The sequence below is a fragment of the Cerasicoccus arenae genome, assembly GCF_014651635.1.
Classification (GTDB): Bacteria; Verrucomicrobiota; Verrucomicrobiia; order Opitutales; family Cerasicoccaceae; genus Cerasicoccus; species Cerasicoccus arenae.
Window position 1 is genome coordinate 83,127 of the sequence record NZ_BMXG01000009.1, and the last position, 16,904, is coordinate 100,030.

Here is a 16,904-nt window from a genome sequence, read left to right on the forward strand (position 1 = left end):
TTATTCGGTCGATTGTTGCCAAGCACCCGCAGCGGGCCCAGTGGTTGCACGGTCCAACGGCTGCTCAGTGGGGTCACTCATCGCGCGCAAAAAGGCATCCGCTCGTTGGCTGGCCGATGCGGAATCGGAGAGCGTGGCCAAGGCTTTTTTCAGCGCGACGACACGGTAATCATCCGCCCGGCCATAACGCTCGGCACGGTCGAGAAACGCCGCCACTTCAAGCAGCTTGCCCCGTGCTTCCAAAAAACCGCGGTCGACAATATCTTCCGGATTAGGCATCAGAGATCCGGGTAAATTTTGTTGAGCGAGAGCAGGACGTAAGCCGTGACAAGGTTCGGGTCTTGCTCCATCCAACGACCGTTTTTGTTCTGCCAACTGCCATCCTTTTCTTGAATTTCAAGCAGGTGCACAACCAGCTCTTCGCGCCAGTTGATTTCCCCACGATTGGCGACGTCCAGCATCTTGATGTGGGCGGCATCCAGTCCGATGGCCATCGTCATGTAATAGAAAAACAGCCCTTGCTGATCCATGCCGGGATTCTCATCAAGCGTGTAATGAATTTGCAGCCAATCGAGCACACCTTCGACGCGTGGATCGTCGGCGGACACATCCGCATAGGTATAACTGAGCAGACCTGCGTAACTGACGCTGCCATAGGAGCGCAAAGCGGTCTCGCCGTTCTCAAGCTCGATGCTGCCCGCCTTGGAATCATTGGGGGCGTAGACGAAGCCACCGCGGTTGCTCGAGTCCTCTGGCTCATCGAGGTTTTGGCAGCGCGAAAGGAACGTAATTGCGGCCTCCCAGTCGAGCCGCGCGTCGTCCTTGACTCCTTCGACCAACTCGCGCGTTTCGGCTAAGCTTTGTATCGCAAAAGTTGTGTTAACCATGTCCGAGTGCGTGTGCGAATTCCCATAACCCACGCCACCGTAGTAGTCATACGCCTCGGTGCCCGGCTCATAACCAAGCTGTTGGCCACGGATCACAAACTCACGCGCACGGAGCACGGTGTCTTCGTAATCACCAATTGCGTGGAGCGCCATCATGCTGATAGCCGTATTGTAATTGGCCAGACCCTCCCCTTCTGTATAAATACCGCCATCTTTTTGCACGCGAGAGAGCAGGTAAAGCGCTCCCTTCTCAACAGCAGGATTTTCACGACCAACTGCGGAGGACACTGGACTGGTGGCGAACGCCTTGATGGCTAACGCGCTCAGGCCCGGATGATCAGCCGTGGACCAATAACCGGCTTCGTTTTGCTGGCTCGCTAAGAACGTCAGGGCGCGCTTCATCGCAAGCCCAGTTTCAATTTTCAAAGAGACATTCTCCGCCAAGGCGGTTGCGGCGGTTAGCATCGCCAGCGTCAGGCTAAGCCCAAGGGTCATTTTTCTAATCATTGTGCTGGGTGGGTTAATTTTTCAGGTGACAACTTAAGCGCGTCAGCGCTGGCGTCAACCGGTTCAGGCAAAAGGGCTATTTCCAGCAAAACCGTCTCGTCGGCCTTCGGCAAGGAGGAAGCTTGAGCATTGATGTACCAATTGTCGTCCACCGTTCGGCGCGGGTCTCCGCTGTTGATGAGCGAGGCGGGATCGGTGATCAGCGATGCAAACGAGCCATCGACCTCTGCGATAAAATTCACACCCTGAAAGTATGAACCTGTGTAAACCCAATTGGCAGGCAGCATGGCTGATTGACGCGCCTCATCCCAGACCCAGGTCTCGACCGGGATACGTTCTTCGCCGGCGATAATTGCGATTGAGACACCGGGCCCCAAAGGCGACGGGGCCAGCGCCAGGTATTCATCGTCAATGTTTTCCGGCGGTGCGACGGCGTGCTGCGCCGCGGCGCGGGAGACACCAAGCAAGAGCATGGCCGTGTGCAAATGAAAGGGCTGGATGCTGGTCTTGAGTAAGCTCTCGTGCGTCTTGCCGTTCTCATGCACCAGCAAGTATTCGATCTGTTCCCCGTCATTACTTTGATTCAGGCGCACTGGCAACGTGGCCGTGCGGCGGTCAGGATCGACAATGACGCCACCCACATCCAGCCGCCCGTCTTCCAGCTGTTTGACTTCGGGCTTGATCGCGGGTCGCCATTCCAGGGGCGGAGGTTCCTCCCCCCGAGTAATGGGCACCAGCGTCAACATGCACAACAGTGCGCACACAATTTTGCCTCGATAAATCACTCTCGCACCATCATAGGCTCGATCCAGAGGCCCGGTGCCTCCCGGGTGTTTTCGTTAACGGGGAGCACCTCAAGGATCACGTATTGGCGAATGGGATCGCGGACGGAAACCACCTGAACCGGGCTGGATGAATTCATCGGCTTACTGCGGAAGGCGACACGCCGGTCAGCCCGCACTTGGAAAATCACTTGTTGATCAGGTGGATACCCTTCGGGCACGCCAATGCGCGAGACGAAGCCGCGGTAGGATTCGTCTGCCATGACCGCCATCGCGTTGCCAGCCGGCATGCGCACAATACGCTCCACGGGATCGACTACCAGCGGCTCGGCCGTGGTCGGATTGGTACGAATGGCCAAGCTGTCTTCGTCTCCTGAGACCGGAGCCCGGCGGATATAGGACATATCCGTCAAGGATCGCAGACGGCGACTGCCCACCGTGATCGAAGCCAGCTCATCGCTTTTAAACGTCATTTCTCCGAAAAAGGGGTCTTTCGCCTTCACGTCATTGCCACTCAAGTCAATGTCATTGGCCAAGAGCCGGCCGCCGTTCCTCGCGGTCACAATATAAGCACTGGAGACAGTCGCGTAATCTTGGAGCACCAAGCCGTGGAGCTGCTTTTTCTCGAACGACTTGGGCCCAAAAATGAGCGAATCGATGTAGATGCGGTCCCCCACCATCTTCACGAACTCGCCCTCCACAAAGCTGCCATTTTTCATTACCACGCCTTGAGCACCGGGGGGGATGATCGCATTGACGACTGGAGCCAAAGTAAAATTGATGCGGGAAACATCGCGCAGCGGCACCCTTTTCTCCTTGTCCTCACCATAGGCAACGGTGACCTCTTCGGTCGTAAATTCCTTAATCTGCCCGGCCAGAAAACTGCCATTAACCATCAACACGCCTGCATGGGTGAAATTTTCTTGGTAATGCGCCTCCAGCGGTCCAGGCTCACCAGCATAACCAGCTGGCTGAAAGTCTGCATGCCAAAGCTCGAAATCGCTCACCGTTCGGTCGACACCCGCTCCCTGAACAGTGATGCGCCCACGCTCAAGGCCCACCTCGCCGTCGATAATCTCTCCGGTTAAAAGCACCACCGTGCCCGCGTGGGCGACCGTAAGTATGAACCCGGCCAATGCGATTAATGTCGGCCACCTTTTTCCTGTCATAACACTCATCGTTGATAGAGAGGCAGGTAATTATAAGGCATCGCAAGCACCGTCGTATAAACCGACGTCATGTAAACGGGGCCACTGTCTGCCCGGCCAACGCCTGCACCCAACTTCCCCCAATAACAATATTTTCCGTCTCGATTCACGCTGCCCATAAACTTTTTGTGGGCTGCTTCATACCAGCGAACCCAAGTATCACCGCCAATCATGTACTGAGCCGGAGCCGCGTAATAATTGCCGTAGGCAGCCCAGCTAGCTTCCTTTTTATCAAAGAGATACTGCGAGCCAGGCGGGATCAGCGGGTCGTCGTAATTACCTAAAACCTGAAGCGAATAAATTGCCGCCGCCGTGCGGGCAAAGCCCGGCCGGTCCTGCCCCGCCTGATACGCGAAACCCGCAGAATCAGCCACCTTGCAGGCACGAATATACTCCACCGCCTTGTCAAAAACGTCCTGCGGTACATCAACCCCTACATTGCGCGCGGCGCGAATCGCAACCGCCTGGACCACCGTAACGGAAATGTCCGCCCCTGACGGACGCGGCTGGTAGCGCCAACCGCCCGAACGATCCTGTGCCTGCATAATGACCTTCACCATGCGCTCGAGCGCAGGCCGGATTTCCGGATTTTGCGTCTGCCCATAAAGCTCCGCCAGCACCAGCGTCACGATGCCGTGGCTATACATGTAATGGCGTTGGTTATTGGTGCGAATCTGGCCATCGGGCAGGACAATGCTAAGCAAATAATCCACGCCCTTTTCCACCGTTTTCCCATGCGGGCCTTCCCCAGGAAGATTACCTGCCGCCATGTAAGCAATAAGCGTATAGGCCGTCATGGCACCATAATATTGATCCCGCCCCGGTGCGCCTTTGCCCCACGAACCGTTGGGCTGCTGTTGCGATGTCAACCAAGCCAACGCGCCGTCGATTACGTCCTGCGTGGCAGGATCGATCTCGGGCATTTCCAACACGACTTCAACTACAGGTGGTTCCTGCGCAGCAAGGCCAACCACACTGGCGAGTAAAAAGAGGCAGCAACGAAATGGCTGAAATAAAGTCATACTAACGGGAACCGGATGCAAGATTACGACGGTACTGCTCAATCATAGAACGATATTCATCGGGATAAGATTCGGCTAAAGATTGGCGGATAGCTTCGCGTTCGCGGGCGGGTAATCCCGTAAATTCGCCTTCGCCAAGGATGTCTTCGCCCGAGGTGGTAGACTTTTCTCCATCAGAGGCCAGTTTGCCAGTGCCTTTGGGATCACTGGAGTCCGAGGACTCCTCGCTACTTTCACTGGGTTCGCCTTCGCCAGATTCCGAAGAGGCCATATCGCCGGGTTGTGTGGGCTGACCTGTATTCTCGCCTTCTTGTGGTTCCCCAGGTTGTTCACCGCCACTAGCCTGCTGGGCTTCAATTTCAGCGACAAGGTCACCAGAACCAGCTTCAGCTTTGGCCTCGGCAATGGCTTTCTTAGCACCGTGCAACGCATCAAGGGCCTCTTCGGCCTTCGCTTTGGCGGACTGAGTGTTGCCCCTCTCTAAACTTTTCTTAGCGGCGTCTAATGCAGCTTCAGCGGCGGCAACTGCGTCCTTGGCTTGCTGAGGTAGGTCGCCGATGGCCTTGTCCTTGGATTCTTCCCCTTTTTTGTCTTCGGCATCGGCTTGCATTTCTTCTCCAGGTATTTCGCCCGTCTCAGTCTTATCACCGGCTTCACCCTTCTCGGCAGCATCATTAGTAGCCTGGGCCTTCTGGGCCTGTTGGGCTTCCTGACCAGCGTCATTGGTGGCTTGAGGCTCGGCATCCGCGCCATTCAGAGCATCAAGAGCGTCCGCAATATCATCAAGCGCCTCGGCTTGATTGCCTTGGTCTAATTCGTTGAGTGCGTCATTCGTGGCCTGTTCGGCTTGGTTCAAAGAGGCATCGGCTTGGGCGAGTTGTTCTTCGTTGGCGGCAGGTTCGGCATTTTGGTCTGCCACTTCGGCCTGCTGATCCGCTTGCTCACTGGCAGTCTGTCGACCTGCGAGCAACAGTAATTCCAGCGCTTCATCTTGTGCATTAAGCACGAGAGCGCCGCGGCCCTGAAAAGCCATATTGTTGCTGGCACCCTCCATTTTTCGGGCAGCACGACCAAGAATTTCCGCGGGTTCAGGAGTGGCCTCCCACGCTTCTTTCTGCAAAAACTCAGTAGAGTGGCGAATGCGTTCCTGTTCTGCAACAAGGCTACTAAGATCCGAACCGGACTTCTCACGCTTGCGAGCTTGGATGTTGAGCGCGGTCTGCCACTGGATCAGCTTTTGCAGCTTCTCGGCGAATGAGGCCAACGCCTCCTGTTGATTTTCCGGCTCGGCATTCTGTTGCTGTTTTTCCTGTTGAGCGGCTTTCTCTGCATCTTTTTGAAGAGTAGCGAGGGCCTGCTCCAACGAAGTAATTGCCTGTAATGCGGTCCCTGCCGCTTCAGTACGCTTCTCGAGATCCTTTGATGGCATCTGCGAACGAGCGGCACGCATCCGCATCATGGACTGTTGCAGATCAGGGACAGCCTCCGGGGCCTCATTGCGAGCAGTTTCAAAAATCCCGACGACATCCTGAAGAATCACGCCTTGGTAGCTGGCTAAACTGCGCATACTGTTCAAATCCTTCACTTTCTTGACACTGTCGCGGTGTAACAGCGTTTGCTCCTGAATAGCTTTCTGCAACCGCTCTGCCAGCTCCAGAAGACGCTCTGAACGGGGGGATTTGGGCGTCAAGTAGCCGATGAGCTCCTGCATGGCGGTTAAGGCGTTTTTTTCAAAAGAAACCGCGCTGTAGACCTGCTCTTGGTCCAACGCCTCACGGGCGCTAGAGAGCTGCCCAACAATCCGCTTTTGCTGGATGAGTGCTAATGCCCCCTTGTAAAGTGCTGAAGACTCAGGATCGCCACTTGAGGCAATGATTTCGATCGTCGAGATGACATAGTTAAACTGATCGCTGAGATCGCGCTGCTCTTCGTATTGAGAGTCCACCGAGGCGGATTGAATTTCCGACAATGCGCTTCCGGCCTTCACGTGCTGCGCTAGCCCAATGCCAGCTTCCAGATTGCCTTGTTGACGCTGAACGAGCTCTTGCAAGATCGCTGGGACGGCGGAAACGTCTCGCTTCTGGTTGTATTCGTTGACGAGGTCGCGCAACTGTACAAGCACCGAGAGCTGCCCGCTGTAGGCGCTCATGAGAAATGCGCGGGCCTCTGACTCCGAACCAGCCTGTTGTGCTTGGTCCAGCTTGTTGAGGATCTTGGCCATCTCATCGAGGCTGCTATTGGACAAGAGTAGGCGCGTGCGCTTCAAATCTTCGACTTGCTGGCCACCCAGTCCGTTGCGCTCGTATTCGAGAATGATCGAATCCAACTGGCTAATGATCTGCTGGGTGCGCTCACGCAGCCTTGCCTGCTCAGCCTTTTTGTCTCCCAAAGCCATTTTTCCGTCCGATGAGGCAATTGAGGGGGGGGGGGCTGACTTCACCGATTGGCCTATTGCGCCAGTGCTAAATAGGACGCTGGTGAGGACGAGGAGAACGAGGCGGGGTAAATATTTCACTGTGTCTAACATAACGGGAAAAGCGGCTGAAGGTCAAGTAAGCAGCGGGCTTACAGCATATAGGACAACTAGGATCATTCCTTGCGATCGATGAGTTTCCCGAGGTCCTGATTGACCGTTCGCTGGCTTGAGGCGACGCCGGAAATCTGATTAAACTTGTCTAGGACACGGTTAACCAGCTCAGCCTGCTTTTCCTCCGGTGTAACGACGCGAGCGACATAACGACGGGTTGAGCCGGAACCCGGCCCTGTGATGTCATTCGTGTCTTCAGCCACGATCCAATATTCGACGATGTCGCCAATCTCCAGCAGGGGCGACATCTTGCCCAACGGCCAATCATACCGATTGTGCAACGCCGCCCCGGGATTCTCGCCGATATCCAATTCAAAGGACTGCTCTTGGCCGCGGTTGATGGAATAATGCAAAGAAACATTGCCAATAAGGTTGTCGTCCGTGGCCTTGAAGCTCAGGAGCATATCCGCATCGGGTGTCACCAACTGCTGGATTTCGACCGGAAAAACAATCTCTACGGTCGGCGCTTGGTCCTCGATTATTCGCACTGGGTAGGCGGGCGACGCCGTGGATCGCACGCCGTCTTCGTCCTTCACTCGGACACTGATTCCCGTCAGGCCTTCGAGGGGAATTTCAACGGTTCCCCCAGCCTGCTCAACATTACCCGTAAGAACGGACATTTCTTGCGTTTTCCCCAAACCAGCGAGATGCAGCGTGCCGCCGGAAAGCTCCTGATTCGAATGGGCAACGAGCATCAGCTTACCACCCGGCAGGACATCGAGCGCTTGCAAGGAAATGGATTTCGCGGCCCGCCCCGTGTAACTCGGTGGCTGATAACGCGCGTCCACCTTGAGCAAGACAGGCTTTTCACGGGTGGAAACCGTGTAACGCTCACTACGCCCATCACCCAGATAAACGCTGTATTCAAAGGTCTCTGGCACAGCTTCGATCAGCCGATGAAACACCTTCGGGTCATCGCTATACACGCTAACTGGGAACTCCTGACTGCGGCCCGACTCGTAATCAATCTCCACGCGGCCTTCCTTCGGGATGATCCCCTCCGTGCGAACCAGCAGGTCGATATCGTCACCAAAGCCAATGATCACGTCACCCGTAATGCCGTAGACCATCGTCTTGCGGGGAACGGGTTCCCAAGAAAGCAGAGCACGGCGCATCAGCGCCAACCCAGTGTCACCCGCCAGCAAAAAACCAGTCACCGCAGCGGCAGTAATGAACAGCCCACGCACGAACATTTTGCTCGCGCGTTTAAGCGGGACTGCGGTGCCAAAACGCGTTTCCCGCGAAACAGTCTCGGTCTCCTCGGCCAATGCCTGCACCATACTTGGGGCGGTGTTGCCAGCGATCACGCCCGGCTGCATCAGCTGCAACGTGGAAATCAGCCGGGTCTTTAAACTCGGATGAGCACGCTCGATCATAAGCGCGGTTTCCTCGTCGGACGGCGGGTGCCGATACGGCCAGAACACATAACGGTAAAACGCACCGCCGATGAAAAGTACCTCGGCGACCAATGCGAAAAAACGCAGGAACCAAGGCATGACCAGCCACCAGTCGATGAAACAACGCAATGCGAAAAACGCCAAGAACGTCGTTGCAATCAACGACAGCCCGAACAATGCCCGCTCAAACAGATAACGCCTCCGCACCCCGTCGACTTTTCGCATGAAGTCGAAATCGCGCTTTTCCAGATGGACCGGACGTGCTGGCACAGGCGGCGTCAAACGCGGACGCGCCGCCCACTTGCGCTTGAGGGTAGCAAGCGATTCGTGCAGCAGAGCCTGTAATTTTCCCTTCATACAGTTACTTCAGCCCGGAGAGTTTGCGGATGATCCACTCCGTGGTCATCAGGCCGATTAAAATGATAAAAAAGAGCGGCGAAGACCAAATATCGAGGTCCACGTGGGATTCGACCGTCTCGGATTCGGCATCGAGAATATCCGGCAGGCCAGCAAGATCTTCTTCACGGAAGAAACGCCCACCCGAAGCGTCTGCCATTTTCTTCATTAAGGACGCATTCATCGCGGTTTCACCAAGCTCAAATTGGGCGTCGGTCACCAGCGCATCAACCTTCGCCGAAGGGTCGTGGTCAAGCGTCAACGAGTAGGAACCCGGTCGCGCGGCCAAGAATGAGACTTCGTAAAATCCCTCCTGCTCAGAAGCAGGCTGCAAGATAACTTGCGACGTGCTTGGCTGGTCAGCAATCTCCGCGTCGGCCAACGGCTCGTAGCGCAGCGTCGCAGGAACGGATTCCTCGGTGTAGGGGCGGTAACCCGGCTTGAACAAGCGGCCAAAGACCTTAACCCGATCGCCCGCCACATAGTCATTACGCTCCACATTAAGCTGGCTGAGAGAGGACGAGGTGAGCAAGCGGCTTAGGGCCATGCGCTGGACCACTTGGCTCCAGAAATTCCAATATGGATTGCCGCCGCGCAGCGCACGCCAACGCCAAAAATTGTCCGTGCCCAGATAAAGACAGGAGCCCAAGCCAAAACCTTGCAGCGCGATAACGGGCAATTTGCCAAAGCGCGTCGCCCGCAGCAGAGAGGGGTCCACCGCCAACACTTCCGTGGTCGCTTTGGCCTGCGTGACGGGCGCGACCCAGTAAATTGGCGGCAATGCCTGCCAATATTCTGCGTTCTCCTCTGGGTCAGGCTCAAGCTGCATCATTGGATTACGCGACCCCGCAGGCGTGATTTCCAAATTGACCGGCTGGTCGTAGTAGTTGCCGATGCCCGACGTTGTGACGCCCGACTGGAACTCCACCGGAATCAAGTCGGCCAGCGGACTCTGGAGATATTTCCAGGGCATGTTTTCGCGCCCGGCCAGTAGGATCAATCCGCCACCAAACTGCGAAACCCAGTCAACCATAGCCTCCATCGCGGGTTTGCCAATGAGCTCCGGCGGAAGATCACCAAGGATAATAATGTCGTATTCAAACAGCTTTTCCCGCTCGCGTGGGAAATCCTTAATGTAATGTGAGCCTTCGCCCTCAGCCATGGCGGGTGAGGCACCGTTGAGGAAGACATTCAGCTCGATCCGACGGTCACGACCCAAAGCGGCCTCAAGGTAGCGGAATTCCCAGCGCGGCGTATTCTCAGCCAGCAGTACATTGATCTTGGAATCGATGACCCGGATGCGCTGCTTGCGCGAGTTGTTTTCCTGGCTGGTTTCATCACTACGCGGGTCGATACGGGCCTCAACGGTGTATTCACCCACTACGGTAGGCAGAAAACTCAACGTGGCAGTCTGTTCATTGCCAGTAAATGTGACCGATTCGCTGTCAACAATTTGCCCATCAACAAAGAGCGTAAGATTGGCGCGTTGCCCCGCCAGACCTTGCCCACGGAAGCGGATCGTGGCATTGACTTCGTCTTCCACCGTGACCACCTCGGGCATGTAAAGATTGTTGACGACAATATCCAGCGGCTCGGTGATCCCAACGCCGAAGAAATAGAGCGGTGCCTTGTCTTGGCCGGCCTGAGTCGCCGCAGCCATGGGCGGCATACCGCCGTTGCTGGCACCATCGGTCAAGAGCAGCATCCCGGCGAGTGGTTGCCCGCGCTTACGGTCGAGAATTTCGCGGACCGCGTTGCCCAACTGCGTGCGCGGGCTAGTCGCAGTGAGGTCGGTCAGCTTCTTGTTCTCGCCACTCTCAGGCACTTCAAGCGGATTAGAAATCTCGGAGACTTCCTCGTTGAAAGTGAAAAACACCAAGTCGAATTTATCGTTGAGCCGCGGAATCAGATCGATGTCCGTATTGCCCAGCACCGCGCGCATGATGTCCAGCCGAGGCACCGAAGAATACTGGTCAGCGTTGCCTGTAAGGCCTTGTTTGAGGCCACGGTCAGCAGGTAAATCCCCCTTGGCAATGGCAGCGCGCACGAGGTCTTCCTGACGCTGACGCACGTCGGCAATGTTGCTCGATGAGCTGGTGTCCAAGCCGATGAGCAGCGTGCGGCGAATCGTGCCCTCCACCGTCAACTGGAGCACCGGACGCTGGATCAGCAGCAACATGGCCGCGATCACGCCAATGCGCAGCAAAATCAGGAAAATACGACGCCCTTTGCTAATTTTGCGCGCAGTATAGCGATAAAGCCAGATCACACCGCCAAAGAGAAAAATTGACAGAAAAATCAGCGTCCAGTCACCCAATGGACTGCGCAAAATCAGCTCAGCCCCGGAGAGATCCCCCGATTGCGCCGAGGAAAGCCCGAGTAAGAATGCAATGACTTTGTTGACAATATCCACGACTTAACGAGATCGACTAAAGCGTTGAGCCAGAATGGTTTCTGATATAATTAACACAAAGGCCAAGAGAATGAAAATTGAGGTCAGCTCGGTGCCGGCACGGTTGGTGTCCATCTGGCCCCGTAATGATGCGCCTTGCTCCCAAGTGACGACTTGGGCGGATTTTGCCAGCAGCTCCTTTTGGGCATCGGGGAGCAGCTCAGGGCGCGATTCAGAGGGATCAAACTGGGCGGCAAACTTGATAATCGTCTCCGGCTGGGTGTCCAAAGTAATCTGATACCCCCCCCCCTGCCGGACGTTGGGGATGCGCAAACGCGCCTGCCCCTCGACCAACTCCACCGTGGTGCTTTCCTGGTAAGGAACATCACGCTTATCAATGCTCTCCACCGTCGCCGTGGCGTCGGCGTAGCTGTCACTCATGTTGAGCATGAAGGGCTGACCCGCGCGAATATTCAGGCGGTCATCCTGACTCTGGATGATGTAGCCAATCGTCCGGTGTAGGAACGGCAAATAAATCGCGCGCAAGGGGAAATCGTTCCAGCGAGTATCCGCCGTGCTACCAAACAGAACCACGCGACCATCGCCATAAGCACGCTCCATGATTGCGGGCGTGCCGTCGCTGTAGTTGAGCACCGATACTGGCGGACCAGCGAGACGAAGCGCCTCCGGGCGCAGGCGGGGAGTTTCTTCTTCTGGCGGCCATTGAGTTGGCAGCAATTCAGCGCGTTCGTAGATTAACGCCGTGCCGAGGGACCCCTCCGAGGAACCTGTAAAAATCGCCGGAATCGGGTGCTCTGGTGCCCGCGCATCGAAGCTGAAGACCTCGTTGGGAATCGCGCCTGGCATGTAGAGCGCGGCAGGCAGCATCGCGTATTCGTCGAAAAGCACGTCATTATAAAAGGCCGTGTCGGTCTTGGGACCAGGGAATATCAACAGCCCCCCCCCGTTGCGCAGGAAGTCCGCCAAACTGGCCACCATCGAGCTTGAGAGTCGTTCGACATCGGAGATGACCACGATGTCCGCTCGGGCAAGATTGGCGGCGCGAAATTGCGATGCGTTGACGTCTTCCACCTGGATATAGAACTCACTCCGACGCGACTCCGGCACCGGCTGAAGGGCACCTTTTAAGAAGAACAACGAACGGTCCTTTTCTTCCTTAGCCTCGGAGCCATCGACGAGGAGCACGTTAATCGTGTTGTGGGCCTGGATGGCGATGGTCCGCTGGTCGTCCGCCTTCAGACGATCATTCGGGATCGAGGCCGTGACCGTGTGGTAGCCATCTTCAGCCAAGCGCGCGTCCATGGACACCGTCTTGGATTGGCCGGGCTCGATCAGCTCAATGTTGGCGTCGTTGATCGGCGCCCCACCGTCCAGCGCAAGGAACACTTTGACATTGTGCGCCTCGGTGTTGCCGTAGTTCGTGACTTCAACGTAGAAGCGGACTGGACGGCGGGTCGAAACAAGTTCTGAGTCCGGCCGTAAAAGGCTGACGCCCAAGTTCGGCTCAGTCCCCTGCCCCAGAAAAATCATGGTCGCGGGAAAACGCGAGGCCGCCGTCTCCAGTGTGTTGACGACCTGCGTTAAGTCGCGAAAACCGAGGCTCTGACCGTCGGTCAGCACGTAGAGTTCGCCCTTGGCCCCTTGGTCCGAGGTGATCAGATCCACCGCACTTTGCAACGGCCCAGCAAGATTCGTCGACTGGTCCGATGGCTCGAAATTCCGCAGTGTGCTCCGCACCAGAGACATATCCTGAGTTGGCACGGAAATGGCCGGATCGAGATTGTCCGAAATCAAAAACACCGCCACTTTGGAGCCCGTCGGCAAAGAGTCGACAATGGCCTCTCCAGCGGCGCGAGCGCGGTCACGACGCGTGTCCACCCCGTTACTCGTACTCATGCTATAGGAGTTATCGATCAGCAGAACGGCGCTGGTGCTCGACAGGCCCATAAAGTTATCTCCCGGCAAAATCGGGCGAGCCAGCGCCAGCGCCAGCATTATGATGATCAGACAGCGAATGAGCAGCAGCAGCAGGTCCTCAATACGAAGTTTTTTCTGATGCTGCTGGATGCTCTTTTGCAGAAACTGCATGGCTGCCCACTTCGTATACTCGACGCGGGTGCGGTTTAGCAATTCCAGGAGAATGGGGATGGCGATCGCCGAAGCTCCGAACAGCAATGCGCCATTGAGAAATGTCATAGCAAAGCGTTCGGGGTTAGTAGCGGCCAGTCACGCGCAAGCGTGTCGCCAGATAGCGGTTTAGGACCTCGCCCACGGGTTCCGCCGTGTTGCAGAGGATATAGTTGATATCGAATTGTTCGCAGCCATTGCGAATCTGCCTCAGAAATTTTTGAACTTCCTCCTGATAACTTTTGCGAATAGCATGGGGTTGCAGGGTCAGTTTTTCCGCCACTTCCAGTCCCTCAAACTCGACCGTTCCATCGAAGGGAAAATCAATCTCGTAGGGGTCCATAACGTGGAAGACCACCACCTCGTGCTTGCGAAAGGCCAAATGACGCAGCCCATCTAGAATGACTTCCGGGTCGTCAAAAAGGTCGCTGATGACAAACGTGATCCCCGCCGCTTTGAGCTGGTTGGCAAACGAATGAAGCACATCGCCAATCTTCGTTTGTTCCGCAGGCTCGAAGTCCATGAGCATCTTGCAGATGTTGGTCATCGCACGCGGGTTACTCGTCTTGGGATACATCGAGCGGGACTCGGTGTCAAAAATGCTCATCGTCAGACTATTGCGCTCGTGGACGATCAGGTAGGAGAAAACCGCCGCAATGATGCGTCCGTAGTCGAGCTTAGACGTCTCGCCCGAGCCATATTGCATGGACTTGGAGCCGTCTAGAAGCACACAGCCGTCGAAGTTCGTCTCCTGCTCATACTGCTTGATCAAATAACGTTCCGTGCGGCCAAAAACCTTCCAGTCCATATGACGCATATCGTCACCAGCGACGTATTCGCGGTGCTGATGGAACTCAATCGCAAAGCCCGTGAACGGTGACTTGTAACGGCCCGCCATGGCACCCTCTACGACCTTACGCGCATGCAGGCCCAAGGCCTCGGCCTTGGTCAGGGTCGACGGCTCGAGCAATTTGCCCTCTGGTGTATCAGCGTTGGAGCGCTTAGGCTCCGACAATCTGATGGGTGAACGTTTTCGTTTGCGCTTGGAAAAAGCCATACTGGTCGCGCCAGGGGGGGTTACAGATTAGGCGCGAGGCACGGTTTTCAGGATGTGCTCGATCAACGATTCAGAGGTAATCCCCTCGCTTTGCGCCTGGAAATTCGGCGAAATACGGTGACGCATAACTGGCAAAGCAACGGCGGCAACATCGTCGCAACTCACGTAGAAGTTACCATGGAGCAGTGCGTAGGCCTTGGCAGCGGCGATCAAACTGATGCTCGCGCGAGGGCCAGCCCCCCAGCCAAGGTATTTCCTCGCCCAATCATCTTTAATGGACAGGTCTTTTGAGGCACGCGTCATGCGGACAATCTTTTCAGCGTAGGAAAAAACATGGTCGGCGACAGGCACGCGCTTAACCGTCTTCTGAAGCTGCAAAATGGTCTCCTCGTCAAGGATCGCGTGAACCTCCTCGCTGGAGGGGCTGGAAGCACGCTTCATGATTTCGATTTCCTCGTCGGTGTCGGGGTAATCGACATTGATCAAGAACATGAAACGGTCCAACTGCGCTTCTGGCAGCGTATAGGTGCCTTCTTGGTCGAGCGGGTTCTGTGTGGCCAGTACGAAAAATGGGCTGGGCAGCTTATGAACGGTCCCACCAACAGTCACCTGACGCTCTTGCATCGCTTCGAGCAACGCAGCCTGCGTCTTGGGGGGGGTTCGGTTAATTTCGTCCGCCAGCACAATATTCGCGAAAATCGGGCCGTGCATGAAGCGGAAGTTGCGCTCACCCGTTTCGGGGTTTGTCGCCATGATCTCGGTGCCAGTGATGTCGGACGGCATCAAGTCCGGCGTGAACTGCACGCGCTTAAAGGAAAGATGGAGCGTTTGGGCGAGTGTCGAGATTAACAAGGTCTTCGCCAGCCCCGGCACGCCGACCAGCAGCGCGTGGTTCTTGGTGAAGATCGCCATAAGCACCTGGTCGATCACATCTTCCTGACCAACAATGACCTTGGCCAATTCCTGCTTAATGGCACCATAGCCATTGCGGAGGACTTCCAACGCCTCCATATCTTCGTCCGTCGCCTGCTGCATTGCCGCCTCAGCGTAGGCGGCCTCATCAATTGCCGCGGGCTCTTCGTATTGAACTTCTTCGGTTTCTTCCCAAACAGGTTCATTTTCGGAGCCAATTTCATCAGAATGTCTAGCCATGGGGTACTATTAGTTAAACGTTAATCAAAGCGATAAGTAGTCAGTGTCATAAACCCAATACGGTCAAGCAGCGTTTATATCACTTGATAGACCCGTCTGCTAAGCTCTAAAATAGATCTGCCTCAAATCAGCAACTAGTTGCGAAAGATTATGGCGATACTTTGCCCAATTTCGAATCGGTGGCCGGAAAGTAAATGGTGAGTAATTTGCCTTTGAAACGAAGGGGAAGTTGATTACGCTGTAATTCATGCGGACATCGTTTTTTCGTTTTCTAAGTCTCTGTTTACTCAGCCTCGCCACCACGACCTTCGGACAAACCGAAGGGCGGCGAACTGCTGTCTTTGTCAACAACTTGGCTGGGGTCGAGCTAGCCGACAAAGCCAATGCTCTGGAGTCCCTGCTCGCGGCAAATCTCAATGGACAAGGCTTCTCCGTCATCAGCCGACAGGAGGTGGCCAATTCACTGGAGAACGACCCTGCCCAGACCAATCTAGGCCGCGCACTGGCGTCGAGTTCCTCCGCGCTGCGGCTCGCGCAGACGCTGGATGCTGATTACCTGCTAGTGGCCAACCTAGTCTCCTTCGGCAGCAAACAAATTGCCTATCGCGGGTATGACGTTGCCACGGCCAACACCACCTATGTCCTTCGCGTATCCTATGGCCTACTGGAAGCCAGTGGCGGCGCAGGGCTGGTTGGCGAAGAAATCACCGTCTCCGAAATGCTTCGCCAGGATGAGAGCATCAACATTGTGGACACCGACCTGCTCAACGGGCTGATTACCCAAGCCGCCGCGCTCATTGCCAAGAATGCCCGCGAGGAAGCCCAACTCGGCAATATTCCCGTCGCTCCCGCACTCGCAGCGCCAGTTAGTTTCGCCATCACCCCTCGCCTTCAGGACATCGCACTGCCCAACGTCATTATCGACGAAAACAACGTCGTCACCCTGACCGCCGAGAAGTTTCCCATCGAGGCAACCGGAGTGGACATTGAGCTAGACGGCGTGGTCTTAGGGAGCGCGCCAGGCACCTTCACCGCCCGCCCTGGCCTGCACCAACTTCGCCTGACCCGCGACGGCTTCGTCTCCTGGGAGCGCAACGTGAACCTCTACGACGGCTTCGTCCTCGTCGCGCAATTGAACTTTTCCGCTGATGGCCAGCAACAATGGCAGGAGCTCTCCGGCTTCCTCCAAGAACTGCAAACCGGTCGCGAACTCAATGACGCCGAAGCTGAGAAACTCCGCGGCGAAGCCGAAGCGCTGCGCCAGAGCGGTTTCCGCGTAGACACCAATCAAGCGCCGTCGTTCATCTATGAGAACAGCCTCTGGGGGAACCCATTTCCCGTTCCCATGGTCAATGAGTAATCATACATA

General features: G+C 55.9%; 12 protein-coding genes. 1 reads left to right on the forward strand and 11 read right to left on the reverse strand.

Translation table 11 applies throughout. From position 1 onward, the window contains the following. From IE065_RS08860 to IE065_RS08910, 11 genes are all read right to left on the reverse strand, one after another. On the reverse strand, positions 1-279 hold the full coding sequence (locus IE065_RS08860) for a hypothetical protein (RefSeq protein WP_200163437.1): 279 nt from the start codon (positions 277-279) through the stop codon (positions 1-3). After that, a complete protein-coding gene (locus tag IE065_RS08865) occupies positions 279-1,394 on the reverse strand; it encodes a prenyltransferase/squalene oxidase repeat-containing protein (protein ID WP_189514135.1) in 1,116 nt (371 codons plus the stop codon). The genes IE065_RS08860 and IE065_RS08865 overlap by 1 nt, the downstream gene beginning before the upstream one ends. Then, the gene (locus tag IE065_RS08870) at positions 1,391-2,140 is read right to left on the reverse strand and encodes a YdjY domain-containing protein (protein WP_189514138.1); all 750 of its coding nucleotides are present in this window, start codon (positions 2,138-2,140) and stop codon (positions 1,391-1,393) included. The genes IE065_RS08865 and IE065_RS08870 overlap by 4 nt, the downstream gene beginning before the upstream one ends. A gap of 35 nt (positions 2,141-2,175) precedes the next feature. Beyond that, positions 2,176-3,345, reverse strand: a complete 1,170-nt coding sequence (locus tag IE065_RS08875) for a hypothetical protein (RefSeq protein ID WP_194500019.1) — start codon at positions 3,343-3,345, stop codon at positions 2,176-2,178. 5 nt (positions 3,346-3,350) lie between these two features. Further along, entirely contained in the window at positions 3,351-4,406 is a 1,056-nt protein-coding gene (locus tag IE065_RS08880) for a prenyltransferase/squalene oxidase repeat-containing protein (protein WP_189514142.1), read from the reverse strand. A gap of 1 nt (position 4,407) precedes the next feature. Continuing rightward, a complete protein-coding gene (locus tag IE065_RS08885; protein ID WP_189514144.1) occupies positions 4,408-6,921 on the reverse strand; it encodes a coiled-coil domain-containing protein in 2,514 nt (837 codons plus the stop codon). Between the two features lie 74 nt (positions 6,922-6,995). Further along, on the reverse strand, positions 6,996-8,747 hold the full coding sequence (locus IE065_RS08890) for a DUF4175 family protein (protein ID WP_189514145.1): 1,752 nt from the start codon (positions 8,745-8,747) through the stop codon (positions 6,996-6,998). Positions 8,748-8,751: 4 nt separating this feature from the next. Next, complete coding sequence (locus IE065_RS08895; protein WP_189514147.1) at positions 8,752-11,199, reverse strand: hypothetical protein; 2,448 nt, start codon at positions 11,197-11,199, stop codon at positions 8,752-8,754. Between the two features lie 3 nt (positions 11,200-11,202). Further along, positions 11,203-13,395 (reverse strand): BatA domain-containing protein, encoded by a 2,193-nt coding sequence (locus IE065_RS08900; protein WP_189514149.1) that lies wholly within the window; start codon positions 13,393-13,395, stop codon positions 11,203-11,205. Positions 13,396-13,411: 16 nt separating this feature from the next. Continuing rightward, positions 13,412-14,341 (reverse strand): DUF58 domain-containing protein, encoded by a 930-nt coding sequence (locus IE065_RS08905; protein WP_200163454.1) that lies wholly within the window; start codon positions 14,339-14,341, stop codon positions 13,412-13,414. A gap of 69 nt (positions 14,342-14,410) precedes the next feature. After that, positions 14,411-15,535, reverse strand: a complete 1,125-nt coding sequence (locus tag IE065_RS08910; protein ID WP_200163455.1) for an AAA family ATPase — start codon at positions 15,533-15,535, stop codon at positions 14,411-14,413. A 247-nt stretch (positions 15,536-15,782) separates the two neighbouring features. Between IE065_RS08910 and IE065_RS08915 the strand changes: the two genes are divergently transcribed. Further along, positions 15,783-16,895 (forward strand): PEGA domain-containing protein, encoded by a 1,113-nt coding sequence (locus IE065_RS08915; protein ID WP_189514153.1) that lies wholly within the window; start codon positions 15,783-15,785, stop codon positions 16,893-16,895. Positions 16,896-16,904 lie beyond the last annotated feature (9 nt).

Bases quoted from the DNA above. Each gene is read 5' to 3' on its own strand.
- IE065_RS08910 (WP_200163455.1), bottom strand. From the start codon at position 15,535: ATGGCTAGACATTCTGATGAAATTGGCTCCGAAAATGAACCTGTTTGG.
- IE065_RS08865 (WP_189514135.1), bottom strand. From the start codon at position 1,394: ATGATTAGAAAAATGACCCTTGGGCTTAGCCTGACGCTGGCGATGCTA.
- IE065_RS08875 (WP_194500019.1), bottom strand. From the start codon at position 3,345: ATGACAGGAAAAAGGTGGCCGACATTAATCGCATTGGCCGGGTTCATA.
- IE065_RS08900 (WP_189514149.1), bottom strand. From the start codon at position 13,395: ATGACATTTCTCAATGGCGCATTGCTGTTCGGAGCTTCGGCGATCGCC.
- IE065_RS08860 (WP_200163437.1), bottom strand. From the start codon at position 279: ATGCCTAATCCGGAAGATATTGTCGACCGCGGTTTTTTGGAAGCACGG.
- IE065_RS08890 (WP_189514145.1), bottom strand. From the start codon at position 8,747: ATGAAGGGAAAATTACAGGCTCTGCTGCACGAATCGCTTGCTACCCTC.
- IE065_RS08870 (WP_189514138.1), bottom strand. From the start codon at position 2,140: ATGTTGACGCTGGTGCCCATTACTCGGGGGGAGGAACCTCCGCCCCTG.
- IE065_RS08915 (WP_189514153.1), top strand. From the start codon at position 15,783: ATGCGGACATCGTTTTTTCGTTTTCTAAGTCTCTGTTTACTCAGCCTC.
- IE065_RS08880 (WP_189514142.1), bottom strand. From the start codon at position 4,406: ATGACTTTATTTCAGCCATTTCGTTGCTGCCTCTTTTTACTCGCCAGT.